The sequence below is a fragment of the Paracoccus cavernae genome (assembly GCF_042430175.1).
GTDB classification, from domain to species: Bacteria; Pseudomonadota; Alphaproteobacteria; order Rhodobacterales; family Rhodobacteraceae; genus Paracoccus; species Paracoccus cavernae.
In genome coordinates, this window is the sequence record NZ_JBHMDZ010000005.1 from 145,738 (window position 1) to 165,172 (window position 19,435).

Consider the following 19,435-nt stretch of genomic DNA (forward strand, 5'->3'; position numbering starts at 1 on the left):
GCTTCGCGGCGCGGGATCGGGTATCAGCCCCGCAAGATGGCCTTGGCTGCCGCTTCGGCGGAGGCCCAGGCCCATTGGAAGTTATAGCCGCCAAGCCAGCCCGTCACATCGACGACCTCACCGATGAAAAACAGACCGGGCTGGAGGCGGCTTTCCATACTCCGCGCATCAATCCCCTTGGTGTCGACGCCGCCGACCGTCACTTCCGCGGTCCGCCACCCTTCCGAGCCGACCGGACGCAGGCGCCAGGCATTGATTCGCGCCGCGATCTGATCGAAGTCGCGATTCGAGAGATCCGCGAATCGCTTGGTCGCGAATCCCAGTTCCGCCGCAACCGAATCGGCCAAACGCGTGGGCAGCCAATTGCCGAGCGCCGTCGCAACCTGCACCCGTCCCAGCTGCCCGCGCGCGCCGCGCAACAGCGCCGCCATATCCGCCTCGGGCGCAAGATCGACGCTCACTTCCTCACCGGGTCGCCAGAAGCTCGAAATCTGGAGGATCGACGGGCCGGACAGCCCGCGATGGGTAAAAAGCAACGCATCCGAAAAACGCGTCTGCGCTTTGCCCTTTCCGTGGCTGGTCTGTGCCGGCAGAGCGACGCCTGCCAAGGGCTTGCACAGGTTCAGATCCTGTTCGGCAAAGGTCAAAGGCACCAGACCGGGCCGCGTCTTGATCAGCGCGTGACCAAAGCTCTGCGCGATCTCGTAGCCTACGCCGGTCGCCCCCATCTTGGGGATCGAGCGGCCGCCGGTCGCGACCACAACCTGATCGGCGCGGATCGGGCCGTCGGTACTGTGGATGACAAAGGCGCTGCCGTCGTGATGAAGCCCGCGAACCCCGCATTCAAGCCGCAGCTCGGCCCCGCGCATGCGCTCGAGCAAAAGATCGACGATCTGGCGCGCACTTCCGTCGCAAAAAAGCTGCCCGAGGGTCTTTTCATGCCAGGCAATCCCCGCGCGGTCGATCAGCGCAACGAAATCGCGCGGACTATAGCCCGCCAGAGCCGAAGCCGAAAAACGCGGATTGGCCGAGAGGAACCGCTCATAGCTGGTCGCGAGATTGGTAAAGTTGCACCGCCCGCCCCCCGAAATCCGGATCTTCTCTCCGGGTTTCGCGGCATGATCGAGCACCATAACCCGCTTGCCCGAGCCCGCCAGAGAGCCTGCACAGAATAAACCGGCAGCGCCGGCACCAAGAATTGCAATGTTCACACTATTCATATGCGCCGCATATCGGGGTGTCACAGTTTCGACAAGATTTTTTCCCGAATGGGCTTGCAGCCGCCGAACAGCTTGGCTAGATACAGCCTCACAGTTGGGGCGTGGCCAAGTGGTAAGGCGTCGGTTTTTGGTACCGTGTACCGTAGGTTCGAATCCTACCGCCCCAGCCAGATCTTTCTTGAATTGCAGTGACTAAGCGCTTCGGCGCAGACCGAGCCGTCCAAGGCATGTCGGGAATTTTTTGGTGCAACCCCATGAGCACCTGCGCTTGGGTTACCGTCTAAATTTTCCCCTATCCCCCGCCGCAATTCTTCGGTGTCGGGCCAGGCGATCGCGACCTCCCAACCGCACGCAATCCCGCCGGACTTAGGCGGGCCGTTTCGACGGGTATCGGGAAAGCGCCGGAACAATTCGGGGCATGATCGGACGGAGCTTCATTCGGTATCTTGGGATTTTACCGATGCACCAGTCTCGCTGATCACTCGGCGATCACGAGCATCGCTAACGGCAAAACCAGCGGGCATTGCCAGCCGGCAGCATTATCCGCGTTCATGTTTTTTGGAAAATTTGGCTGGGGCGGTAGGATTCGAACCTACGGTACACGGTACCAAAAACCGACGCCTTACCACTTGGCCACGCCCCAACTGCGGACTATCTAGCCAACCTCTCGGGTGGCTGCAACCCCGCAAAAGACAAGATTTCACCTGAAATCGAAAACAATCGTATTTTCTTTGCCTCCGCCTTAGAAAATCTCGGCAAGTTGCTGTTATCTTTGGGTATAAATAGACATGTTCCGTGCATTAATACGCTTGAACCCCTCGCGCCGGTAGCCCTGCAAGCCCGCAGCCCCCTTGTGAAGGCCAACCGCAGCACGCGCGCATCGTTTCCCCGCCAAAATCCGCAGGACCAAATCTCCCAAAGCCTGCCCCTCGCCCGGGCAAGATCCCTATCCCCCGTCTTCCTCTGGCTTTCCGCATTCGGCCCTGTAGGTGAAGGCGGGTAAGTCACACAGATCTCGCGCAAAATTTGTTGACTAGTATGGAAGAACACGGCTATCCAAAACGCAGGGAGACCGAAGATGAAGACGAATCTCGCCACCAATCTCGAACAAGGCGCGGCGGTCGGACCGCAGCTCTACCGCATCCTGCGCGAGCGCCTCATTCGCGGCGAGCTTGCGCCCGGGATGCGCGTTTCCGAAACCGAAATCGCCAGCGCCTATGCCGTATCGCGCCAGCCGGTGCGTGAGGCCTTCATCAAACTGGCCGAAGAGGGGCTGGTCGAGGTCCGCCCCCAGCGCGGCACCTTCGTCAGCCTGATCTCGCTACCCGCAGTGATGACCGCGCGCTTCATCCGCGAGGCGGTCGAAGCCGATATTGCCCGCCGTCTGGCGGAGACCGCCGATGACGCCATGATCACGCGGCTGGATGCGGCCATGGACGAACAACGCGCGCTCGGCCCCGATGCGCCGGGCGAGGCATTCATGCGCCTCGACGAGGAGTTCCACCGCGCGCTGGCCGAGCTGCTGGATCAGGCCGCCGTCGCCGACCACCTCGAGACGCTCAAGACCCAGATGAACCGTGTCCGCCATATCAGCGCGCGCCAGTTTTCGCGCGAGCGTCTGGTCAGCCAGCATGGCGAGATCGTCGAAGCGATCCGTGCCAGGGACGCCGCGCGGGCCGATCACGCGATGCGCCTGCATCTGCACGAGATCGTGGTCGATCTGCCGGGAATTGTCGCGACGCAGGCGGGGCTCTTTTCGGGTCTGGACGCTTTGGACAAAATGGTCTGACGCAGATGCAATTTGACGCACAGCGCGCCCCAGCCCCCAAGACCGGTACCGCCGCAAAAGCCGCGACACTCGCCTTGCGGTTCCGCCATGACTGGCTGCCCCAATGGCTTGCACGGGTCGGCGATCCTGTCGGCGGCGGCGTCTTCGATGCTTTGGACGCGCAGGGCCGGCCCGATCCGTTGGCCGACAAGACGGTACTGACACAGGCACGCATGCTCTTTACGCTCGCCCATTTGGCCATGCTCACCGAGGACAATGCCACGCTTGTGCAGGCCGCAGCGCGCCAATATGGCGTGCTCGCGCGCTACCGCAAGGGCAACGGGCTCTATTGCCGCGCCTTGACCCACGCGGGGCAGCCGACGGGGCGCGTCGCGGATGGGCTGGCGCGCAGCTATGACCAAAGCTTCGTGCTTCTGGCCCTGGCGACATGGGCGCGGCTGTCGCCCTCGGCCGTATTGGACCGTGAAATCGCGGATTGCCTCGCGGCGATCGACCGGCACCTGACCGATCCCGCAACCGGCCTCCTGATCGAGGATGACGGCGTAAGCGATCCGGCAGCGCCCGATGCCCCGCTGCGCTCGCAAAACCCTCATATGCATCTTTACGAGGCCTATCTTCAGGCTCACGAGATGGCATGCGGGGAAACCGGCATCGATTGGCTGGCCCGCGCCGCAGATCTGCGCGCTTTGGCTTTGCGCCACTTTTTCGATGCCCAAAGCGGCAGCATCCGCGAATGGGTCGCTCCCGATCTGTCGCAGGCCCCGGGCGATGCGGGCCTGCGCCGCGAGCCGGGGCATCAATATGAATGGGCGTGGCTTTTGAACCGCGAGGCAGATTTCTCGGGGGACGGGAGGCTGCGCGGCATCGCCGCAAAGCTGTGCGCCTTTGCGGACCGCCACGGGATCGCGACCGACGGCCCTCTGGCCGGTGCGGCGCTTGATGCGATCACCCCTGCAGGCGCGGTGCTTGAAAACAATCTGCTGCTCTGGCCCCAGACCGAGGCGATCAAGGCTTTCGCCATTCGCCATAGCGCCGGAGAAGCGGCAATGGGCGCGCGCGCGCAGGCGCTTTTCATCCTCATGTGCGAACGCTGGTTCGAGGGCGGGCTTTGGCGCAACCAGCTTGCGCCGGACGCCTCGGTTCTTTGGCCCGAGACGCTGACGCGGCTGGTCTATCATCTTGTACTGGCGCTGACGGAGGGCGTCCGTGCGGGGTTATGGCCGGGGGAAAAACACGGCTGACTATCAACAAAAGGGAGAGAGATGTTGACGATCAGGACTTTGGGACTTTCGGCACTGCTTTTGTGCGGCAGTGCATTGGGCGCGATGGCGGAGATCAAATTCGCGCTTTCGACGTCGCAAAACGCGACCGATCCGCTGGCAATCGCCATGGAGGCCGCCGCGACCCGTATCGAGGAGCGCAGCAAGGGCGAGATCGACGTCACCGTCTATCCTTCCTCGCAGCTCGGCTCGGACAATGACGTGCTCGAACAGATCCGTAACGGCGCGGCGGTCGCGGTTCTGGTCGATGCGGGCCGACTGGCCCCCTTCCAGAAAGAGCTCGGCATCCTTTCGGCGCCCTATCTCGTCGACGAATGGACGCAATATGCGGCCATCACCGATTCCGAGCCCTACAAGGCATGGGTCGAAGAACTGGCCTCGTCGGCGCAACTGCGGCTTTTGAACTACAACTGGTTCCAGGGCACGCGCCAGATGTTCACCAAAGCGCCGGTCACCAAACCCGCCGATCTCGCGGGCGTGCGCGTGCGTACCATCGACGCGCCCGGCTGGCTTGCAACCGTGAATGCGATGGGCGCGACCGCCGTGCCGATGCCCTGGTCCGAGGTCTATTCCGGCCTCCAGCTTGCGGCGATCGACGGGGCCGAGGCGCAATTGACCGGCGCCTACGGGATCAAGCTGCACGAGGTGACGGGCAACCTCGCCTTCACCAACCACGTCCAGCTCGTGACCGGCCTGACCACCTCGGAAGCATGGTTCAAGAACCTCTCGCCCGAGCACCAGACCATTCTGGTCGAGGAACTGGCCCGCGCCGGTGACGAGGCTTCGGCCGCAACCGTCGCCAAAGGCGAAGAGGTTCTGGCCGAGATGAAGGCCGGCGGCATGGTCGTCAACGAGGTCAACCCCGAGGAGTTCAAGGCACTGACCGCAAGCGTCTATGCCGACCTCGGCCTCGAAGAGGCCCGCGCCGCACTGCAACCCTTCATCGACGCGGCAAAATAAGCGCATGGGCGGGCGCGGCCGACCTGCCGCGCCCGCCGCCAAAGGCGCAAGAACGAGCAGGGAGGAACCATGCTGAAACTATTCGACAAGGTCGAGGAAATCACCGCCGTCGTCTTTCTCGCGGGGACGGTCACTGCCGTTCTGGTGGGGGCGGTCGGCCGCTCGATGGGCCATCCGGTGCCGTCGGGTCCCGAGATCGCACAACTGCTGCTGATCTGGACCTGCATGCTTGGGGCCGATCTCGTGATGAAGCGTGGCGAGCATATCCGCATCTCGGCACTGCCCGATGCGGTCTCGCCCAATCTGCGCCGGATCCTCCATCTGGTCTGCATCGTGCTGATCCTCGGCTTTCTCGGATATTGCGGCTGGCTCGGCTGGAAGCTCGCCATGTCGAACTGGGCGCGCGAAATGGGCGCATCGGGTCTGTCCTACGGCTGGGTCACGCTGGCCTTTCCGGTCGGCTGCGCACTGATGATCATCTCGCTCATCCGCCGCATCGCCGGTCTCGGCCTGCTCCATTCGATCGAGCCGGAGACCCGTGATCAGGAGCAACTGCTATGATTTCCTTCATCCTGCTTTGCCTTGCGCTTTTGCTCATGGTCATCGGCATGCCGGTCGCCTTCTCGATCGGCGTGGCGAGCCTCGTCTACTTCCTGCTGCCCACGACCTTCATGCCCGATGCGACGGCGGTGCAGCGGATCGTTGCCGCCAGCCAGTCCTTTCCGCTTCTGGCCGTGCCGCTTTTCATCCTTGTCGGCCATCTGATGAACGGATCGGGCATCACGCCGCGCATGATGCTGCTCGCCTCGACGCTGGCGGGCTGGATGCGGGGCGGTCTGGCGCAGGTCAGCCTTCTGCTTTCGGCGCTGATGGGCGGGATCTCCGGCTCTGCGGTCGCCGATGCCGCGATGCAGTCGCGCATCCTCGGCGGGCCGATGATCAAGGAGGGCTATTCCAAAGGCTTTACCGCCGCCCTTCTGTCCGTCGGCGGGCTGATCACCGCAACGATCCCGCCGAGCCTCGGGCTGATCCTTTACGGATTTCTGGGCGAAGTCTCGATCGGGCGGCTCTTTATCGCGGGGATCGTGCCCGGCGTGCTTTTGACCATCGCGCTGATGATCACCACCGCCTGGGTTTCGCGCAAACGCGGCTATAAACCCCAAAGCGACCGCCTGCCGACCTTTGCCGAGGTCGTAGCCGCCGTCAAAGCCAGCTTCTGGGCGATCCTGTTTCCGGTCTGGCTGATCGTCGGGATCCGCTTCGGCATCTTCACCCCCTCGGAGGCCGGCGCTTTCGCCGTGGCCTATGCGCTGGTGGTGGGCGTCGTGATCTACCGCGAACTGAGCTTTGCCGCGATTGTCGATGCGCTGCTCCTGTCGGTGCGCGATATCGGCATGATCATGTTCATCATCCTGCTTTCGGGCGCTTTCGGCTATGTCATCACCTTCGAGCGCGTGCCCCAGACCCTCGCCGAGCTGACCATGGGCCTCTTCAGCTCCAAGATCGCGCTGCTCTTTACCATCTCGGCCTTCCTGCTGGTCTTCGGCATGCTGGTCGAGGCGACAGTGATCGTGATGCTGCTCACCCCGATTCTCGTGCCGGTGATCACGGCGGCAGGGATTGATCCGGTCCATTTCGGCCTGATCATGATGACCTTGGTGACCTTCGGCGGGATGACGCCCCCGGTCGGCGTCTCGATGTTCACGGTTTGCGGCATCCTCAACGTCTCCTACAAGGAATATACCGCCGAGCTGATCCCGCTTGCCCTCGCGGTTTTTGCCGTGGTCGCGATCATGATCTGCTTCCCCGGCATCGTGATGTTCCTGCCCGACATGATGATGGGTCACTGACATGTTGCTTCATCCCGACCGCCTTTTCCCTGCAGATCCGGCAACACGCGACATCGCGCGCGCCCTCTACCACGCGGTGGAAAAGGCCCCGATCGTCTCGCCCCACGGCCATACCGATCCGCGTTGGTGGGGCGAGAACGGCGCTTTCGCCAATCCCGCCGAGCTTCTCGTCATCCCCGACCATTATGTCGTGCGTATGCTCATCAGTCAGGGCATGGCCTATGAGGATCTCGGCATCGGGCCGGATGCCGACAGCGATCCGCGCGCGATCTGGCGGCGTTTCGCGAGCCAGTACCACCTGTTTCAGGGCACGCCCTCGCGGCTCTGGTTCGACCATTCCCTTTCGCAGGTCTTCGGCATCGAGGAGCGGCTCTCCCACCACAATGCCGACGAGATCTACGACGCGGTCAACGAGCGGCTCGCCCTGCCCGACTACCGTCCGCGCGCGCTTTACGAGCGTTTCGGCATCGATGTGATCGCGACCACGGATTCCGCGCTCGACGATCTCGGCTGGCACCAGATGGCCAAAGACAGCGGCTGGTCGGGCCGTGTGGTCCCGACCTATCGCCCCGATGCGGTGATCGACCCCGAGACGCAAGGCTTTGCCGCCAATCTCGACCGCCTGGGCGAACTCACCGGCTGCGATACCGGCAGCTGGCAGGGCTATCTCGACGCCCATCGCGCCCGCCGCGCGTTCTTCCGCGCGATGGGGGCCACGGCGACCGATCACGGGCACCCGACCCCCCAAACAGCCGACCTGCCCGCAGCCGAGGCCGCGCAGCTCTTTGCGCGCATCCGCGCAGGCCGCGCCACCCCCGCCGAGGCCGAGCTGTTTCGTGCTCAGATGCTTACCGAAATGGCGCGGATGTCGGTCGAGGACGGTCTGGTCATGCAGCTTCACGCCGGCTCCTTGCGCAACCATAGCGCGGCGGTTTTCGCCCGCTACGGTCGCGACCGCGGCTTCGACATCCCGCAGCCGGTCAGCTTTACCGCGGCGCTCAAGCCGCTGCTCGACGCCGTGGGCATGGAACAGGACCTGCGACTGATCCTCTTTACCCTCGACGAGACGACCTATGCGCGCGAGCTCGCCCCGCTGGCGGGCGCCTATCCCTCGTTGCGGTTGGGGCCGCCCTGGTGGTTTCACGACAGTTTCGAGGGGATCAAGCGGTTCCGCGAAATGGCGACCGAGACGGCGGGCTTCTACAATACCGTGGGTTTCAACGACGATACCCGCGCATTGTGCTCGATCCCAGCACGCCACGACGTCAGCCGCAGGGCGGATTCCGCCTTTCTGGCCGAGCTCGTCGTCACCCACCGCCTCGACGAGGACGAAGCCCATACGCTCGCGCGCCTTCTTGCGGGTGGACTCGCACGGGACGGCTACCGGCTCTGAGGACAGCCGCGCGCAAGCGTCTCGCGCCATTCGCGTCGGAGCGCGGACCAAGAGCAAAGCAGGCCGCCCCGATCGGGCGGCCTTTTTGTTTTTACGTTCCAGATTGTCCGGATCGGCAAAAAATTCGGCGGAAACCGCATATCCCGCGCAGACCGCATCCCGAATAATCAAACCAGACGCGTCACAAAGATCCCATGACATCAAAGCTTTGACCCAAAGCCCGCCTGCCGGTTCCGACAGGCCGCCCGAGACCCTTTGCCCGCGCCGATCCGCCAGCCGTTTTCACGCAACCCTTTGATCCGGAAGTGCAGATGCAGACATTCGTTCGCCCCCTCCTCATTGCCGCCAGCACCCTCGCCCCCCTGCTCGCGGTCCAACCGCTTTTCGCGCAAGAGCCGCCCAAACCGGCAGGTGAAATCACCTTGCAAAACAACTTCGATCCGATCGGAGCCGAGGTCCATCAGCTCGACCAGAACGGTCGCGCGATCTTCTATATCGACGAGGGCCCGCGCGACGGCCGCGTCGTTGTCTTCATCGGCGGGGCCGGAACCAGCCTCGAGGCCTTCCAGCTCACGGAATTCGCCCGCAGCAGCCGCGAGGCTCTGGGCTTGCGTGTGATCTCGGTCGAACGCAACGGCTTTGGCGAATCCGCCTTTGACCCGGCGCTCGGCTATGGCGACTACAACGCGGAAATCCTCGCGGTTCTGGCCCATCTCGGCGTCGAGCGTTTCGCGGTCATGGCAATTTCGGGCGGCGGAGCCTATGCCGCCCATCTTGCGGCGGCGGTCCCCGATCGGGTGATCTCGCTCCATCTCGGCGCGGCTGTGGCGCGCACGCTGCCGACGCGCAGCGATCCCAAAGCCTGTGCGAGCGATCCCGCGGAAGTCAAAGCCTCGAGCGAGAAAGCCGTGCTCAGCCCCAAGGAATGGTGGGCGGTGCCGGGCTCGCCTGTCCTTGTGGTGCCGGGCTGGCAGACGCGGGCCTATGCCGATGCGACGCGCTCGTTCTACATCGACGGCGCGAACGAGGGCGCGGCCGCGCTTGCGCACGAGCGGCTCCTGATCTGCGGCGGGAATGCCGTGGTCGATGCGGCAAAAATCACTGCCCCCACCTATCTCTATTACGGCGACGCGGACAAAGCCGTGACGCCCGAAGAGATGCGTCAATGGCAGGAGGCCCTGCCCAACATCGCCCGCGCAACGCTTTACCCAGACGAGGGCCACACGGTCCAATACCGCCATTGGGACCAGATCCTCGCCGATATGGCCGGATACGGCGATCATACCGTCGTCTGCCGCGAAGGTGAGAGCGCGCTGGTCCCCGCCGCCGATGTGACGCCAAGCGAAAAGCTCGGGATCTGCGCCTGGCATCCGGCGGAATAAGGCCCAGCCATGAACCGGACCGTCCCGCGATCAGCGGGGCGGCCCGCATACACGCCAAGAAGCGACATGCGCCCCGTTTGGTCACCCGAGAGACCTGCGCCCGAAGTCGTCCGGTGCCTCCGGCACCACGCCGTTTATTCCATGCGCGCGGCCTTTGCTCGCGTCCACGCACGGCTCGACCATCATACCACTGTCCGATTTTTGCGCGGCGCTGCATAATGCATCATCATTTTTATGCAAATCGCAGGGCAATTTCTCGTTCTTTGCACCTTTATGTTGCTTTGCGATTGGTCTATCAGCGCTAGCGCTGACGCAACTTTCTTAAACACCAGGGCGCTAAAGGAGAACATATTGACCATTCTCGACGACAAGCTCGAACCAATTTTCGACGAGGTCGTACGGCGCAACGCCGGCGAGCCCGAGTTCCACCAAGCGGTGCGTGAAGTCCTCGAAAGCCTCGGCCGAGTCGTCGCGAAGCGACCCGACTATCTTGAAGATGCACTGATCGAGCGGATCTGCGAACCCGAGCGTCAGATCATCTTCCGCGTGCCGTGGACCGACGACAAAGGCAAAGTCCACATCAACCGTGGCTTCCGCGTCCAGTTCTCCTCGGCGATGGGCCCCTACAAGGGCGGCCTGCGGTTCCACCCTTCGGTCAACGTGGGCATCATCAAATTCCTCGGCTTCGAGCAGATCTTCAAGAACGCGCTGACCGGCCTGCCGATCGGCGGCGGCAAGGGCGGCTCGGACTTCGATCCCAAAGGTCGTTCGGACGGCGAAATCATGCGCTTCTGCCAGAGCTTCATGACCGAGCTGTACCGCCATCTGGGCGAGTATACCGACGTTCCGGCCGGCGACATCGGTGTCGGCGCACGCGAGATCGGCTATATGTTCGGCCAGTACAAGCGCCTGACCAACCGCTACGAGGCGGGTGTTCTGACCGGCAAGGGCCTCTTCTACGGCGGCTCGCTCGCACGCAAGGAAGCCACCGGCTACGGCAATACCTATTTTACCCGCGCCATGTTGCAGACCGACGGCAGCGACTTCGACGGCAAGACCGTCGTGGTTTCGGGCTCGGGCAATGTCGCTGTCTACACGATTGAAAAAGTGCAGGAATTCGGCGGAAAGGTCATCGCCTGCTCGGATAGCTCGGGCTATATCGTCGACGAAAACGGCATCGATCTCGCCCTGGTCAAGGAAATCAAAGAGGTCCGTCGCGGCCGGATTTCCGAATATGCGCGCATCAAAGGCGAAGGCAAAGGCGTGTACTTTGTCAAAGCCAGCGACGGCTCGATCTGGGATGTTCCCTGCGAGGTTGCGATGCCTTCGGCGACGCAAAACGAGCTGACCGGCAAAGACGCGAAGAAGCTGGTGAAGAACGGCGTTCAGGCGGTCGGTGAAGGCGCGAACATGCCCTGCACCCCCGAGGCGATCCGCATCTTCCAGCAAAACAACGTCAAATTCGGTCCCGGCAAAGCCGCGAACGCAGGCGGTGTTGCGACTTCGGCGCTGGAAATGCAGCAAAACGCCTCGCGCGACAAATGGACCTTCGAGAAGACCGAGGCCCGTCTGGCCACGATCATGCGCGACATCCACGACAGCTGCTACTCGACCGCCGACGAGTTCGGCGCACCGGGCGACTATGTCATCGGCGCCAATATCGCGGGCTTCATCCGCGTCGCCGAACCGATGCGCGCTTTCGGCGTCATCTGATCGCTTTAGCACCTTGACGAAAGGGGGCCGGATCATCCGGCCCCCTTTTTCATGTCGCGCGGCTTGCGCCCGATATCAGCCTGCGTCCCCGCCTGTTTGCGGCCCGAAGCTTTCGACCCATTCGACCATCCGCGGCAAGGTCTTGCTTTGGAAGTCGTAGTCCCGAACGATGGTCGCTCGCGCAGCAGCCTTGAGGCGCGCCGCATCGGGATCACCTTCGAGGGCGCGGATCAACGCCTTCTCCAGTGCCTCGCGGTCGAAGTAGGGTACCAGACGGCCATTCTCGCCGTCCTTGATCAGCTCGCGCACCGGTTCGGTATCCGAGCCCACAATCAGACAGCCAGCCGCCATCGCCTCGGTCAGGGACCAGCTGAGAACGAAGGGGACCGTCAGATAGCAATGGACCCGCGTCAATTGCAGCAGCGCGAGATAGGCGTCATAGGGCACACGGCCGAGGAAATGGATCCGCGAAAGATCGAGCTGTCCCTCGAGCTCCGTCAGGATCTTGGCCTTCCAGCTCCCGCCATCCGGGGGCGGCGCACCGTAGCTCACGCCCTCGGCCCCGACGATCACCACCTGGGCATTCGGCCGCGCGCGCATGACCTCGGGCAATGCCCGCATGAAATGCATGAAGCCGCGGTAGGGTTCGAGCGAGCGCGAAACGAAGCTGATCACCTCGTCACCCTCGCGCAGTTCGCGCCCGTCGGGCAGCCGCAGCCATGCATCCTTCGCCGGCTTGACCTTGTCGGTGTCGATCCCGTCATGGATCACGGTCAGCTTGTTGCGCAGTTCCGGCGGGAAGGTGCCCGCCTGATATTCGGTCGGGGCCAGCCCCGCATCGGCCTGCACCAGCCCCTGAATGAGATGGGCCGAGCGCGCGACGGTCGTCACCCGCGATTCCAGCGTGCCGGTGCTGATTTCAGGATCGAAGCCGACATCATGCCCGCTGGTCTGGTACAGCAACTCGGCATAGACGAGCAGCTTGGCCTCGGGCCAAACCTCCTTGAGAAACAGGGTCTCGCCCCAGCCGGAATGACCGAAAATCACATCCGGCGTGTAACTGTGCTGGTCGCGCAGGGCGCGGCAGCCGCGAGCCGCCATCCAGCCCCGTTCGGTATATTCGGCATAGGCCCGCGCAAGACCGGCCGGTTTGCGGTCCATCTCGACCGGGGTTTTGTAGCGCATGACCTCGACCTTCGAGGGGCGGTTGTTCTTTTCGTCGGTCAGAGCCAGCACCTGATGGCCGCGCGCCGCCATTGCCGGAGCGAGCTGCAGGAACTGGCCGGGAAAGTTCTGGTGGACAAAGAGGATTTTCATGCGCGGTGGTCCCGGAAAGCGGCGTCCATGAGGTTGCGGGTATATTCGGCGCGCGGCGCGTCGAATATGGCTGCCGTCGGCCCCTGCTCGACCACCTCGCCCGCGCGCATGACCATGATCTTATGGGCCATGGCGCGCACGACGCGCAGGTCGTGGCTGATGAAAACAAAGGCCAGCCCGTGTTTCTTCTGCAGATTGCGCAGCAGTTCGACAATCTGGACCTGAACCGTCATATCCAGTGCCGAGGTCGGCTCGTCCAGAACCACCAGCTTGGGCCGCAGGATCATCGCCCGCGCGATCGCGATCCGCTGGCGTTGCCCGCCCGAGAATTCATGGGGGTAGCGGTGCATCGCCTCGGGATTAAGGCCGACCTCGCCCATGATTTCGGCGACCATATCGCGACGGTTGCGGCCCGGATCGACGCCGTGGACGCCCAGCCCCTCGGCGATGATCTGCTCGACCGTCATTCGCGGCGAGAGGCTGCCGAAGGGGTCCTGAAAGACGATCTGCATGTCGCGGCGAAGCTGGCGCATCTGGCGCGCGGGCAAAGTGCTTATGTCGCGGCCCATATAGATGATCGGCCCGTCGCTTTCGATCAGCCGCATCAGAGCCAGCGCCAAAGTGGTCTTGCCCGAGCCGGATTCGCCGACGATCCCCAATGTCTCGCCCGCATGGACGGTCAGGCTTGCGCCGTTGACCGCCTTGATATGGCCGACGGTCCGGCGCAAAAGCCCGCGTTTGACCGGAAACCAGACTTTGAGATCGCGCAGCGCGAGATATTCGGGCGCATCGGCGGCGATCGGCTCCGCCCGTCCGACCGGCTCGGCGGCCAGAAGTTTGCGGGTATAGTCGTGCTGCGGATTGGCAAAGACCTGTTCGGCAGGCCCCTGTTCGACGATTTCGCCATCCTTCATCACGCAGACCCGATCCGCAATGCGGCGAACGAGACCGAGGTCATGGCTGATGAACAGCATCGACAGCCCCTCGCTGCGCTTGAGTTCGGCCAGAAGGTCCATGATCTGGGCCTGAATGGTCACGTCGAGCGCGGTTGTCGGCTCGTCGGCGATCAGCAGCTCCGGCCCGTTGGCAAGCGCCATCGCGATCATGATGCGCTGGCGCTGGCCGCCAGAAAACTGGTGCGGATAATCCGAAAGGCGGCTCTCGGAATCGCGGATCCCCACCTTGTCGAGCAATTCGACAATGCGCGCGCGCGCTGCCGCACCGCTGAGCCCCTGATGTAGCGCGAGGCTTTCGCCAAGCTGCTTTTCCAAGGTTTGCAACGGGTTGAGCGAGGTCATCGGCTCCTGAAAGATGAAACTGATGTCGTTGCCGCGGACCTGACGCAGCTCCGCCTCGGGGGCGCCGACTAGCTCGCGCCCCTTGTAGGTCACGCTGCCCTCGACCTGTGCGGCATCGCCCAGAAGCCGCACGGTACTCAGCGCGGTTACCGATTTGCCCGACCCCGATTCACCGACCAGCGCCACGGTTTCACCCGCCCCGACCGCGAAGCTGACGCCTTTGACCGCAGGCACGACCTTGCCGTCCTGACGAAAGCTGATGCGCAGGTCCGAGACCTGAAGAACGGCGCTCATTTGAATGTCTTTCTCGGATCAAACGCGTCACGCACACCCTCGAAGATGAAGATCAACAACGAGAGCATGATCGCGAAAGTAAAAAATGCGGTAAACGCGAGCCAGGGTGCCTGAAGATTCTGCTTGGCCTGAAGCGCCAGCTCGCCGAGCGAGGGTGCCGAGGCGGGCAGGCCGTAGCCGAGATAGTCGAGCGCGGCGAGGCTGGAAATCGCGCCGGTCACGACGAAGGGCAGCATGGTCAGGGTCGCGACCATCGCATTGGGCAGAATGTGGCGGAACATGATGACGCGGTCACTGACGCCCAAAGCGCGGGCGGCACGGACATATTCGAAGTTACGCGCCCGCAGGAATTCGGCGCGCACAACGCCCACAAGCGCGGGCCAGCCGAAAAGGATCGAGAGCGCGACCAACAGCCAGAAGCTGCGGCCAAGGATCGCGAACATGATGATAATCACATAAAGAGAAGGGGTTGACGACCATATCTCAAGCAATCTCTGAAGAACGAGATCGACACGGCCGCCGAAATATCCCTGCACGGCCCCCGCCGCGATCCCGATCACCGAAGAGACAATCGTCACCACCAGAGTGAAGATGATCGAGAGCCGAAAGCCGTAGATGATCCGTGCCAGCACGTCGCGGGCGGTATCGTCGGTGCCCAGCCAATGCGCGGCATCGGGCGCGCTCGGCGCGGTGCCCACGCTGCTGATGGTCTGGTAGTTATAGGGAATGATCGGCCAGATCATCCAGCCCGCCTCGACGGGCTCGCCTCCGACCATGCCGCTTTCGGCCTCGATCATGACGGCCTCGGGATCATCCCAGCATTCCTCGCGCCCGCCGGTCTTGATCAGGCATTGCACGCCCGGATCGGTATAGATCGCCTCGGTGCCGAAATCGCCGCCAAAGGTCTTCTCGGAGTAGAACTGGTAGACCGGCATATAGAATTCGCCGCGATAGCGCATCAGGATCGGCTTGTCGTTCGCGATCAGCTCGGCAAAGAGCGACAGCACGAAAAGCACGGTGAAGATCACCAGCGACCAGAAAGCGCGGGAATTGCGCCGGAAGCTGCGCAGCCTGCGGCGATTGAGTTCGGAAATCGCCATCAGCCGGCCCTCTTGTCGAAATCGATGCGCGGATCGACCAGCACATACATCAGATCGGACAGGATCCCGATCAAAAGCCCCATCAGGCCAAAGACGAAAAGCGTGCCGAAGATCACCGGATAGTCGCGCTGGACGGCGGCCTCGAAGCCCAGACGCCCGAGCCCGTCGAGCGAGAAGATCGTCTCGATCAGGATCGAAGAGCCGAAGAAGACGCTCAGGAACAAGGCCGGAAAGCCCGCGATCACGATCAGCATCGCATTGCGGAAGACATGGCCGTAAAGCACGCGCCGCTCGGGCAGGCCCTTGGCGCGGGCGGTCATGACATATTGCTTGTTGATTTCGTCGAGGAAGCTGTTCTTGGTCAGAAGCGTCAGCGTGGCGAAGCTGGAAATCGTGGTGGCGACCACCGGCAAGGTAATGTGCCACAGGTAATCGCCGATCTTGCCCACAAGCGAGAGATCACTGAAGTTGTCGCTGGTAAGTCCACGCAAAGGAAAGATTTTCCAGTAGGATCCACCCGCGAAAAGCACCATCAGAAGCACGCCGAACAGGAAGGCCGGAATGGCATAGCCGATGATGATCAACCCCGAGGTCCAGGTATCGAAGGGGGTCCCTGCGTGCACCGCCTTGCGGATCCCCAGTGGGATCGAGATGAGATAGGCCAGCAGCGTCGACCACAGGCCGAGCGTGATCGAGACCGGCATTTTTTCGAGAACGAGATCGACCACCGAGATCGAGCGGAAGAAGCTCGTCCCGAAATCGAGGCGCAGGTAATTGCCCATCATGATCAGGAAACGCTCGGTCGCGCCGATCTTTTCCTTGCTGCATTCGGGTGCTTTCAGATCGGGCGTACCCTGAAAACCCGCCGTGCAGGTGATCTTGGCAAAGCCCATCTGGATCTCGAGCTGGTCGAGCATCTCCGGCGGCAGGCCGCGCGCACCCGCATATTGCTCGGATTGTGCGGATTGCCCGCTGGTATCGCCCCCGCCCGAGATATTGCGGAAGGCGTCGCCCTCGCCCTGAACGCGGGCGATGACCTGCTCGATCGGCCCGCCCGGCACGAATTGCGTCAGCGTGAAGTTGACCAGCATGATGCCGATCAACGTTGGTATGACCAGCAGCAGACGCCGCGACAGATAGGCCAGCATGTCCGCCTGTATCCCCGTCTTGTTCTTTTCGCCCGTCGCGCTTAGCGCAACGCGCCCGATTTCTTGAGGTTTTCCGCTTTATCCGCGTCATACCACCAGAAATCAAGCTCTCCGAGGGCATAGGGCGGCAGAGTTTCGGGGCGGCTGAAGACGTCGTAATAGGCCAGGGTGTAGTCGGCCTTGTACCATTGCGGCACCCAGAAACGCAGGGCGCGCAGGCTGCGGTCGAGAGCGTGGATGATGGTGGTCATCTCTTCGCCGTCTTCGGTCGCAATGCCCTTTTCGATCAGCGCATCGATCGCCGGATTGGCGACCCCCGCCACGTTGAAGACATCGCCCACCCCTTCCGAGCCGAAGTACTGCCCCGTGCCGCCGCCGATGTAGTAACCTTGCCCAAGCTGGTCGGTCACCATGTCGAAATCGAAAGAGCGCGTCCGCGTCGTCATTTCCGCGTCGTCGATCCGCGCATTGACCGCATCGACGCCCAAAGCGCGGAGGTTCTGCACGAAGGGGTTGATCACACGGTCGAAGCTCTGGTTGTCGTTGAGGATCTCGATCTTCAGCGTCTCGCCCTTGTCGTTGCGCCGCATCCCGTCGCTGCCGGTGATCCAGCCCGCATCATCCAGCAGTTTCGAGGCCGCGCGCAGGTTCTTGCGGTCAAGCTGGGTCTTGCCGGAGACCGGCTGAACGACGGCCTCCTCGGTCAGGATGCCTTCGGGCAGATCGGCGGCCAAAGGTTCGAGCAGCGCGAGCTCAGCGCCCGAAGGGGTTCCGCTGGCGGCAAGATCGCTGTTGTCCCAGAAGGAGTTCACGCGCTTGTTGAGGTTGTAGAACAACGTCTCGTTCGACCATTCGAAGTTGAACATCATGCCCACGGCCTGACGCACGCGGATGTCTTGAAACTTTTCGCGCCGCAGGTTGAACACCCAAGCCTGACCCGAAGCAATATCGCCATTGGGCGGGGTATCGCGCTTGATCGTGCCGTTGGTCACTGCCGGAAAGTCGTAGCGCGTCGCCCAATGGATCGAGGAGGCCTCGTTGCGGAACGTATAGACGCCCGCCTTGAAGGCCTCGAAGGCGCTGTCGTAATCGCCGAAATACTCGAGCCGGACCGTGTCGAAATTGTGCCGCCCGACATTGATCGGCAGATCCTTGCCCCAGTAATCGGGATTGCGGCGCATCACCATCGAGCGCCCCATTTCCGCGCGGTCGAAGACATAGGGACCGGAGCCGAGGAAAGCCGAAGTGCCGGTCTGCTCGATATCGCGGTTGTTGGCGGCGAAATCGGCCTCGGAAAAGACGATCTGCGAGCCGACCTGCTGGATCACGTCGCGGCGCGGGTAATCGGCGGCGAAGCTGAATTTGATGGTCTGCTCGTCGATCACCTCGACCTTCTCGACCATTTTCGCGATCGCGGTGCGGTAGGAGGACAGCCCCTTGTCGCGCAAAAGCTCGAACGAGAAACGCACGTCATTGGCGGTCAGCGGCGTACCGTCCGAGAACTTCGCCTCGGGGCGCAGGTGGAAGATCACCCAATCGCGGCTTTCGGGATATTCGATGGTTTCGCAAAGCAGGCAGTAAGAGCTGCCCTGCTCGTCGGCGACATCCTCCATAATGCGTTCGAGCATCATCACCGACATGAAATTCGCGCGCCCGCGATGGGTGAAGGGGTTGTAGCTGTCGAAGCCCCCGATCGCGGATTGCGATATCTCGCCGCCCTTGGGCGCATCGGGATTGACGTAGCGCAGATGTTTGAAATCGGCGGGCAAAGCGGGCTCGCCGAATGTGGCGATACCATGCGCTTTTATCGTCTCTTGCTGCTGGGCGAAGGCCGGAACCAGTCCGAGGATGAAGGCAACGGGGGCAAGCAGAAAAGACTGGCGCATCAAGGGTCCGATCCGGAAAAATATCGATGGCCACAGGGTAACAGCCGCGGGCGGGTGTTCAACAAGCAATTGCGTGAATGAAAAAGGCGCCGGAGAAATCTCCGGCGCCGCTTCACATGCACAGTGGCAGTCTGCTCGGCCCTGTCGGGCCATGCGTTTCTTACTGGAGCGTCGCGAGGTAAGCGATCAGATTGGCGCGGTCTTCGACCTTCGGCAGACCGGCAAAGGACATTTTGGTGCCTTTGACAGCGGCTTTCGGGTTCAGAAGGAAGTGCTCGAGCGCCTCGGGGGTCCAGGTCGGATCCTCGGTTGCATGGGCTTTCATGCCGTCCGAATAGGCAAAAGCGGCATCGCTTGCGACGGCGCGGCCGACAACACCGTTCAGGTGCGGGCCGATGCTGTCCGAACCATCGATCTTGTGGCAGGCTTTGCACTTGCTGAAGCCTTTTTCGCCGGCAGCCGCATCAGCCGAAGCATAGACGGTTGCAAAGTCGGGGCCCGCATCCGCGGCCGCGTCGGCATCACCGCCGGCATCGGCGACCGGGATCGTATAGGCCTGTGCGCTCTCTTCGCCGTGGCCGCCCTCACCGACGCCGAAAAGGCTCGAGGCACCCCATGATACCAGCATGATGAGCAGCAGCGGAGCGATAATTGCCCCAGCCGCTTTGGTGAGGGTCATGGTATTGAACATGTCTGCGGGTCCCCTGTGCGGTCTGTCCGTGGAATTGCGCTGTATCTATCCGCTTTTGTTCCACCGGTTCAAGGTATAGATCTCGCATCCGAAATGCAAATCGGACGGCATGAT

The 19,435-nt window shown here is 62.6% G+C and carries 15 protein-coding genes and 2 tRNA genes; 9 read left to right on the plus strand and 8 right to left on the minus strand.

Annotated elements, in window-relative coordinates; translation table 11 throughout:
* Positions 1-23 precede the first annotated feature (23 nt).
* Entirely contained in the window at positions 24-1,220 is a 1,197-nt protein-coding gene (locus ACFFUC_RS06155; protein WP_377684524.1) for a BaiN/RdsA family NAD(P)/FAD-dependent oxidoreductase, read from the minus strand.
* A gap of 95 nt (positions 1,221-1,315) precedes the next feature.
* On the opposite strand from ACFFUC_RS06155, the gene ACFFUC_RS06160 reads away from it, so the two are divergent.
* Positions 1,316-1,390 (plus strand) — tRNA-Gln (locus ACFFUC_RS06160).
* A gap of 398 nt (positions 1,391-1,788) precedes the next feature.
* Here the strand turns inward: ACFFUC_RS06160 and ACFFUC_RS06165 are convergent.
* Positions 1,789-1,863: transfer RNA gene (locus ACFFUC_RS06165), tRNA-Gln, on the minus strand.
* Positions 1,864-2,298: 435 nt separating this feature from the next.
* Here ACFFUC_RS06165 and ACFFUC_RS06170 point away from each other — a divergent pair.
* From ACFFUC_RS06170 to gdhA, 8 genes are all read left to right on the plus strand, one after another.
* Positions 2,299-3,009: a GntR family transcriptional regulator gene (locus tag ACFFUC_RS06170; RefSeq protein ID WP_377684525.1), complete on the plus strand. Its 711-nt coding sequence runs from the start codon at positions 2,299-2,301 to the stop codon at positions 3,007-3,009.
* Positions 3,010-3,014: 5 nt separating this feature from the next.
* The gene (locus tag ACFFUC_RS06175) at positions 3,015-4,250 is read left to right on the plus strand and encodes an AGE family epimerase/isomerase (protein WP_377684526.1); all 1,236 of its coding nucleotides are present in this window, start codon (positions 3,015-3,017) and stop codon (positions 4,248-4,250) included.
* 21 nt (positions 4,251-4,271) lie between these two features.
* The gene (locus tag ACFFUC_RS06180; protein WP_377684527.1) at positions 4,272-5,249 is read left to right on the plus strand and encodes a C4-dicarboxylate TRAP transporter substrate-binding protein; all 978 of its coding nucleotides are present in this window, start codon (positions 4,272-4,274) and stop codon (positions 5,247-5,249) included.
* 69 nt (positions 5,250-5,318) lie between these two features.
* Complete coding sequence (locus tag ACFFUC_RS06185) at positions 5,319-5,810, plus strand: TRAP transporter small permease (RefSeq protein WP_377684529.1); 492 nt, start codon at positions 5,319-5,321, stop codon at positions 5,808-5,810.
* Positions 5,807-7,099 (plus strand): TRAP transporter large permease, encoded by a 1,293-nt coding sequence (locus tag ACFFUC_RS06190; protein ID WP_377684531.1) that lies wholly within the window; start codon positions 5,807-5,809, stop codon positions 7,097-7,099. Before ACFFUC_RS06185 ends, ACFFUC_RS06190 begins: the two co-directional genes overlap by 4 nt.
* 1 nt (position 7,100) lies before the next feature.
* Positions 7,101-8,492 (plus strand): glucuronate isomerase, encoded by a 1,392-nt coding sequence (uxaC, locus tag ACFFUC_RS06195; protein ID WP_377684533.1) that lies wholly within the window; start codon positions 7,101-7,103, stop codon positions 8,490-8,492.
* A 311-nt stretch (positions 8,493-8,803) separates the two neighbouring features.
* A complete protein-coding gene (locus tag ACFFUC_RS06200) occupies positions 8,804-9,874 on the plus strand; it encodes an alpha/beta fold hydrolase (RefSeq protein ID WP_377684535.1) in 1,071 nt (356 codons plus the stop codon).
* 351 nt (positions 9,875-10,225) lie between these two features.
* Positions 10,226-11,587: an NADP-specific glutamate dehydrogenase gene (gene gdhA / locus ACFFUC_RS06205; RefSeq protein ID WP_377684537.1), complete on the plus strand. Its 1,362-nt coding sequence runs from the start codon at positions 10,226-10,228 to the stop codon at positions 11,585-11,587.
* Positions 11,588-11,662: 75 nt separating this feature from the next.
* On the opposite strand, the gene ACFFUC_RS06210 is transcribed toward gdhA, so the two are convergent.
* The 6 genes from ACFFUC_RS06210 to ACFFUC_RS06235 form a co-directional block, all read right to left on the minus strand.
* Complete coding sequence (locus ACFFUC_RS06210) at positions 11,663-12,904, minus strand: glycosyltransferase (protein WP_377684539.1); 1,242 nt, start codon at positions 12,902-12,904, stop codon at positions 11,663-11,665.
* Positions 12,901-14,496, minus strand: a complete 1,596-nt coding sequence (locus ACFFUC_RS06215) for an ABC transporter ATP-binding protein (protein WP_377684541.1) — start codon at positions 14,494-14,496, stop codon at positions 12,901-12,903. Before ACFFUC_RS06215 ends, ACFFUC_RS06210 begins: the two co-directional genes overlap by 4 nt.
* Entirely contained in the window at positions 14,493-15,596 is a 1,104-nt protein-coding gene (locus tag ACFFUC_RS06220) for an ABC transporter permease (protein ID WP_377684542.1), read from the minus strand. The genes ACFFUC_RS06215 and ACFFUC_RS06220 overlap by 4 nt, the downstream gene beginning before the upstream one ends.
* On the minus strand, positions 15,596-16,744 hold the full coding sequence (locus ACFFUC_RS06225) for a microcin C ABC transporter permease YejB (RefSeq protein WP_377684544.1): 1,149 nt from the start codon (positions 16,742-16,744) through the stop codon (positions 15,596-15,598). The genes ACFFUC_RS06220 and ACFFUC_RS06225 overlap by 1 nt, the downstream gene beginning before the upstream one ends.
* A gap of 41 nt (positions 16,745-16,785) precedes the next feature.
* Entirely contained in the window at positions 16,786-18,630 is a 1,845-nt protein-coding gene (locus tag ACFFUC_RS06230) for an extracellular solute-binding protein (protein WP_377684546.1), read from the minus strand.
* A gap of 160 nt (positions 18,631-18,790) precedes the next feature.
* Complete coding sequence (locus tag ACFFUC_RS06235) at positions 18,791-19,321, minus strand: c-type cytochrome (RefSeq protein ID WP_377684548.1); 531 nt, start codon at positions 19,319-19,321, stop codon at positions 18,791-18,793.
* Positions 19,322-19,435 lie beyond the last annotated feature (114 nt).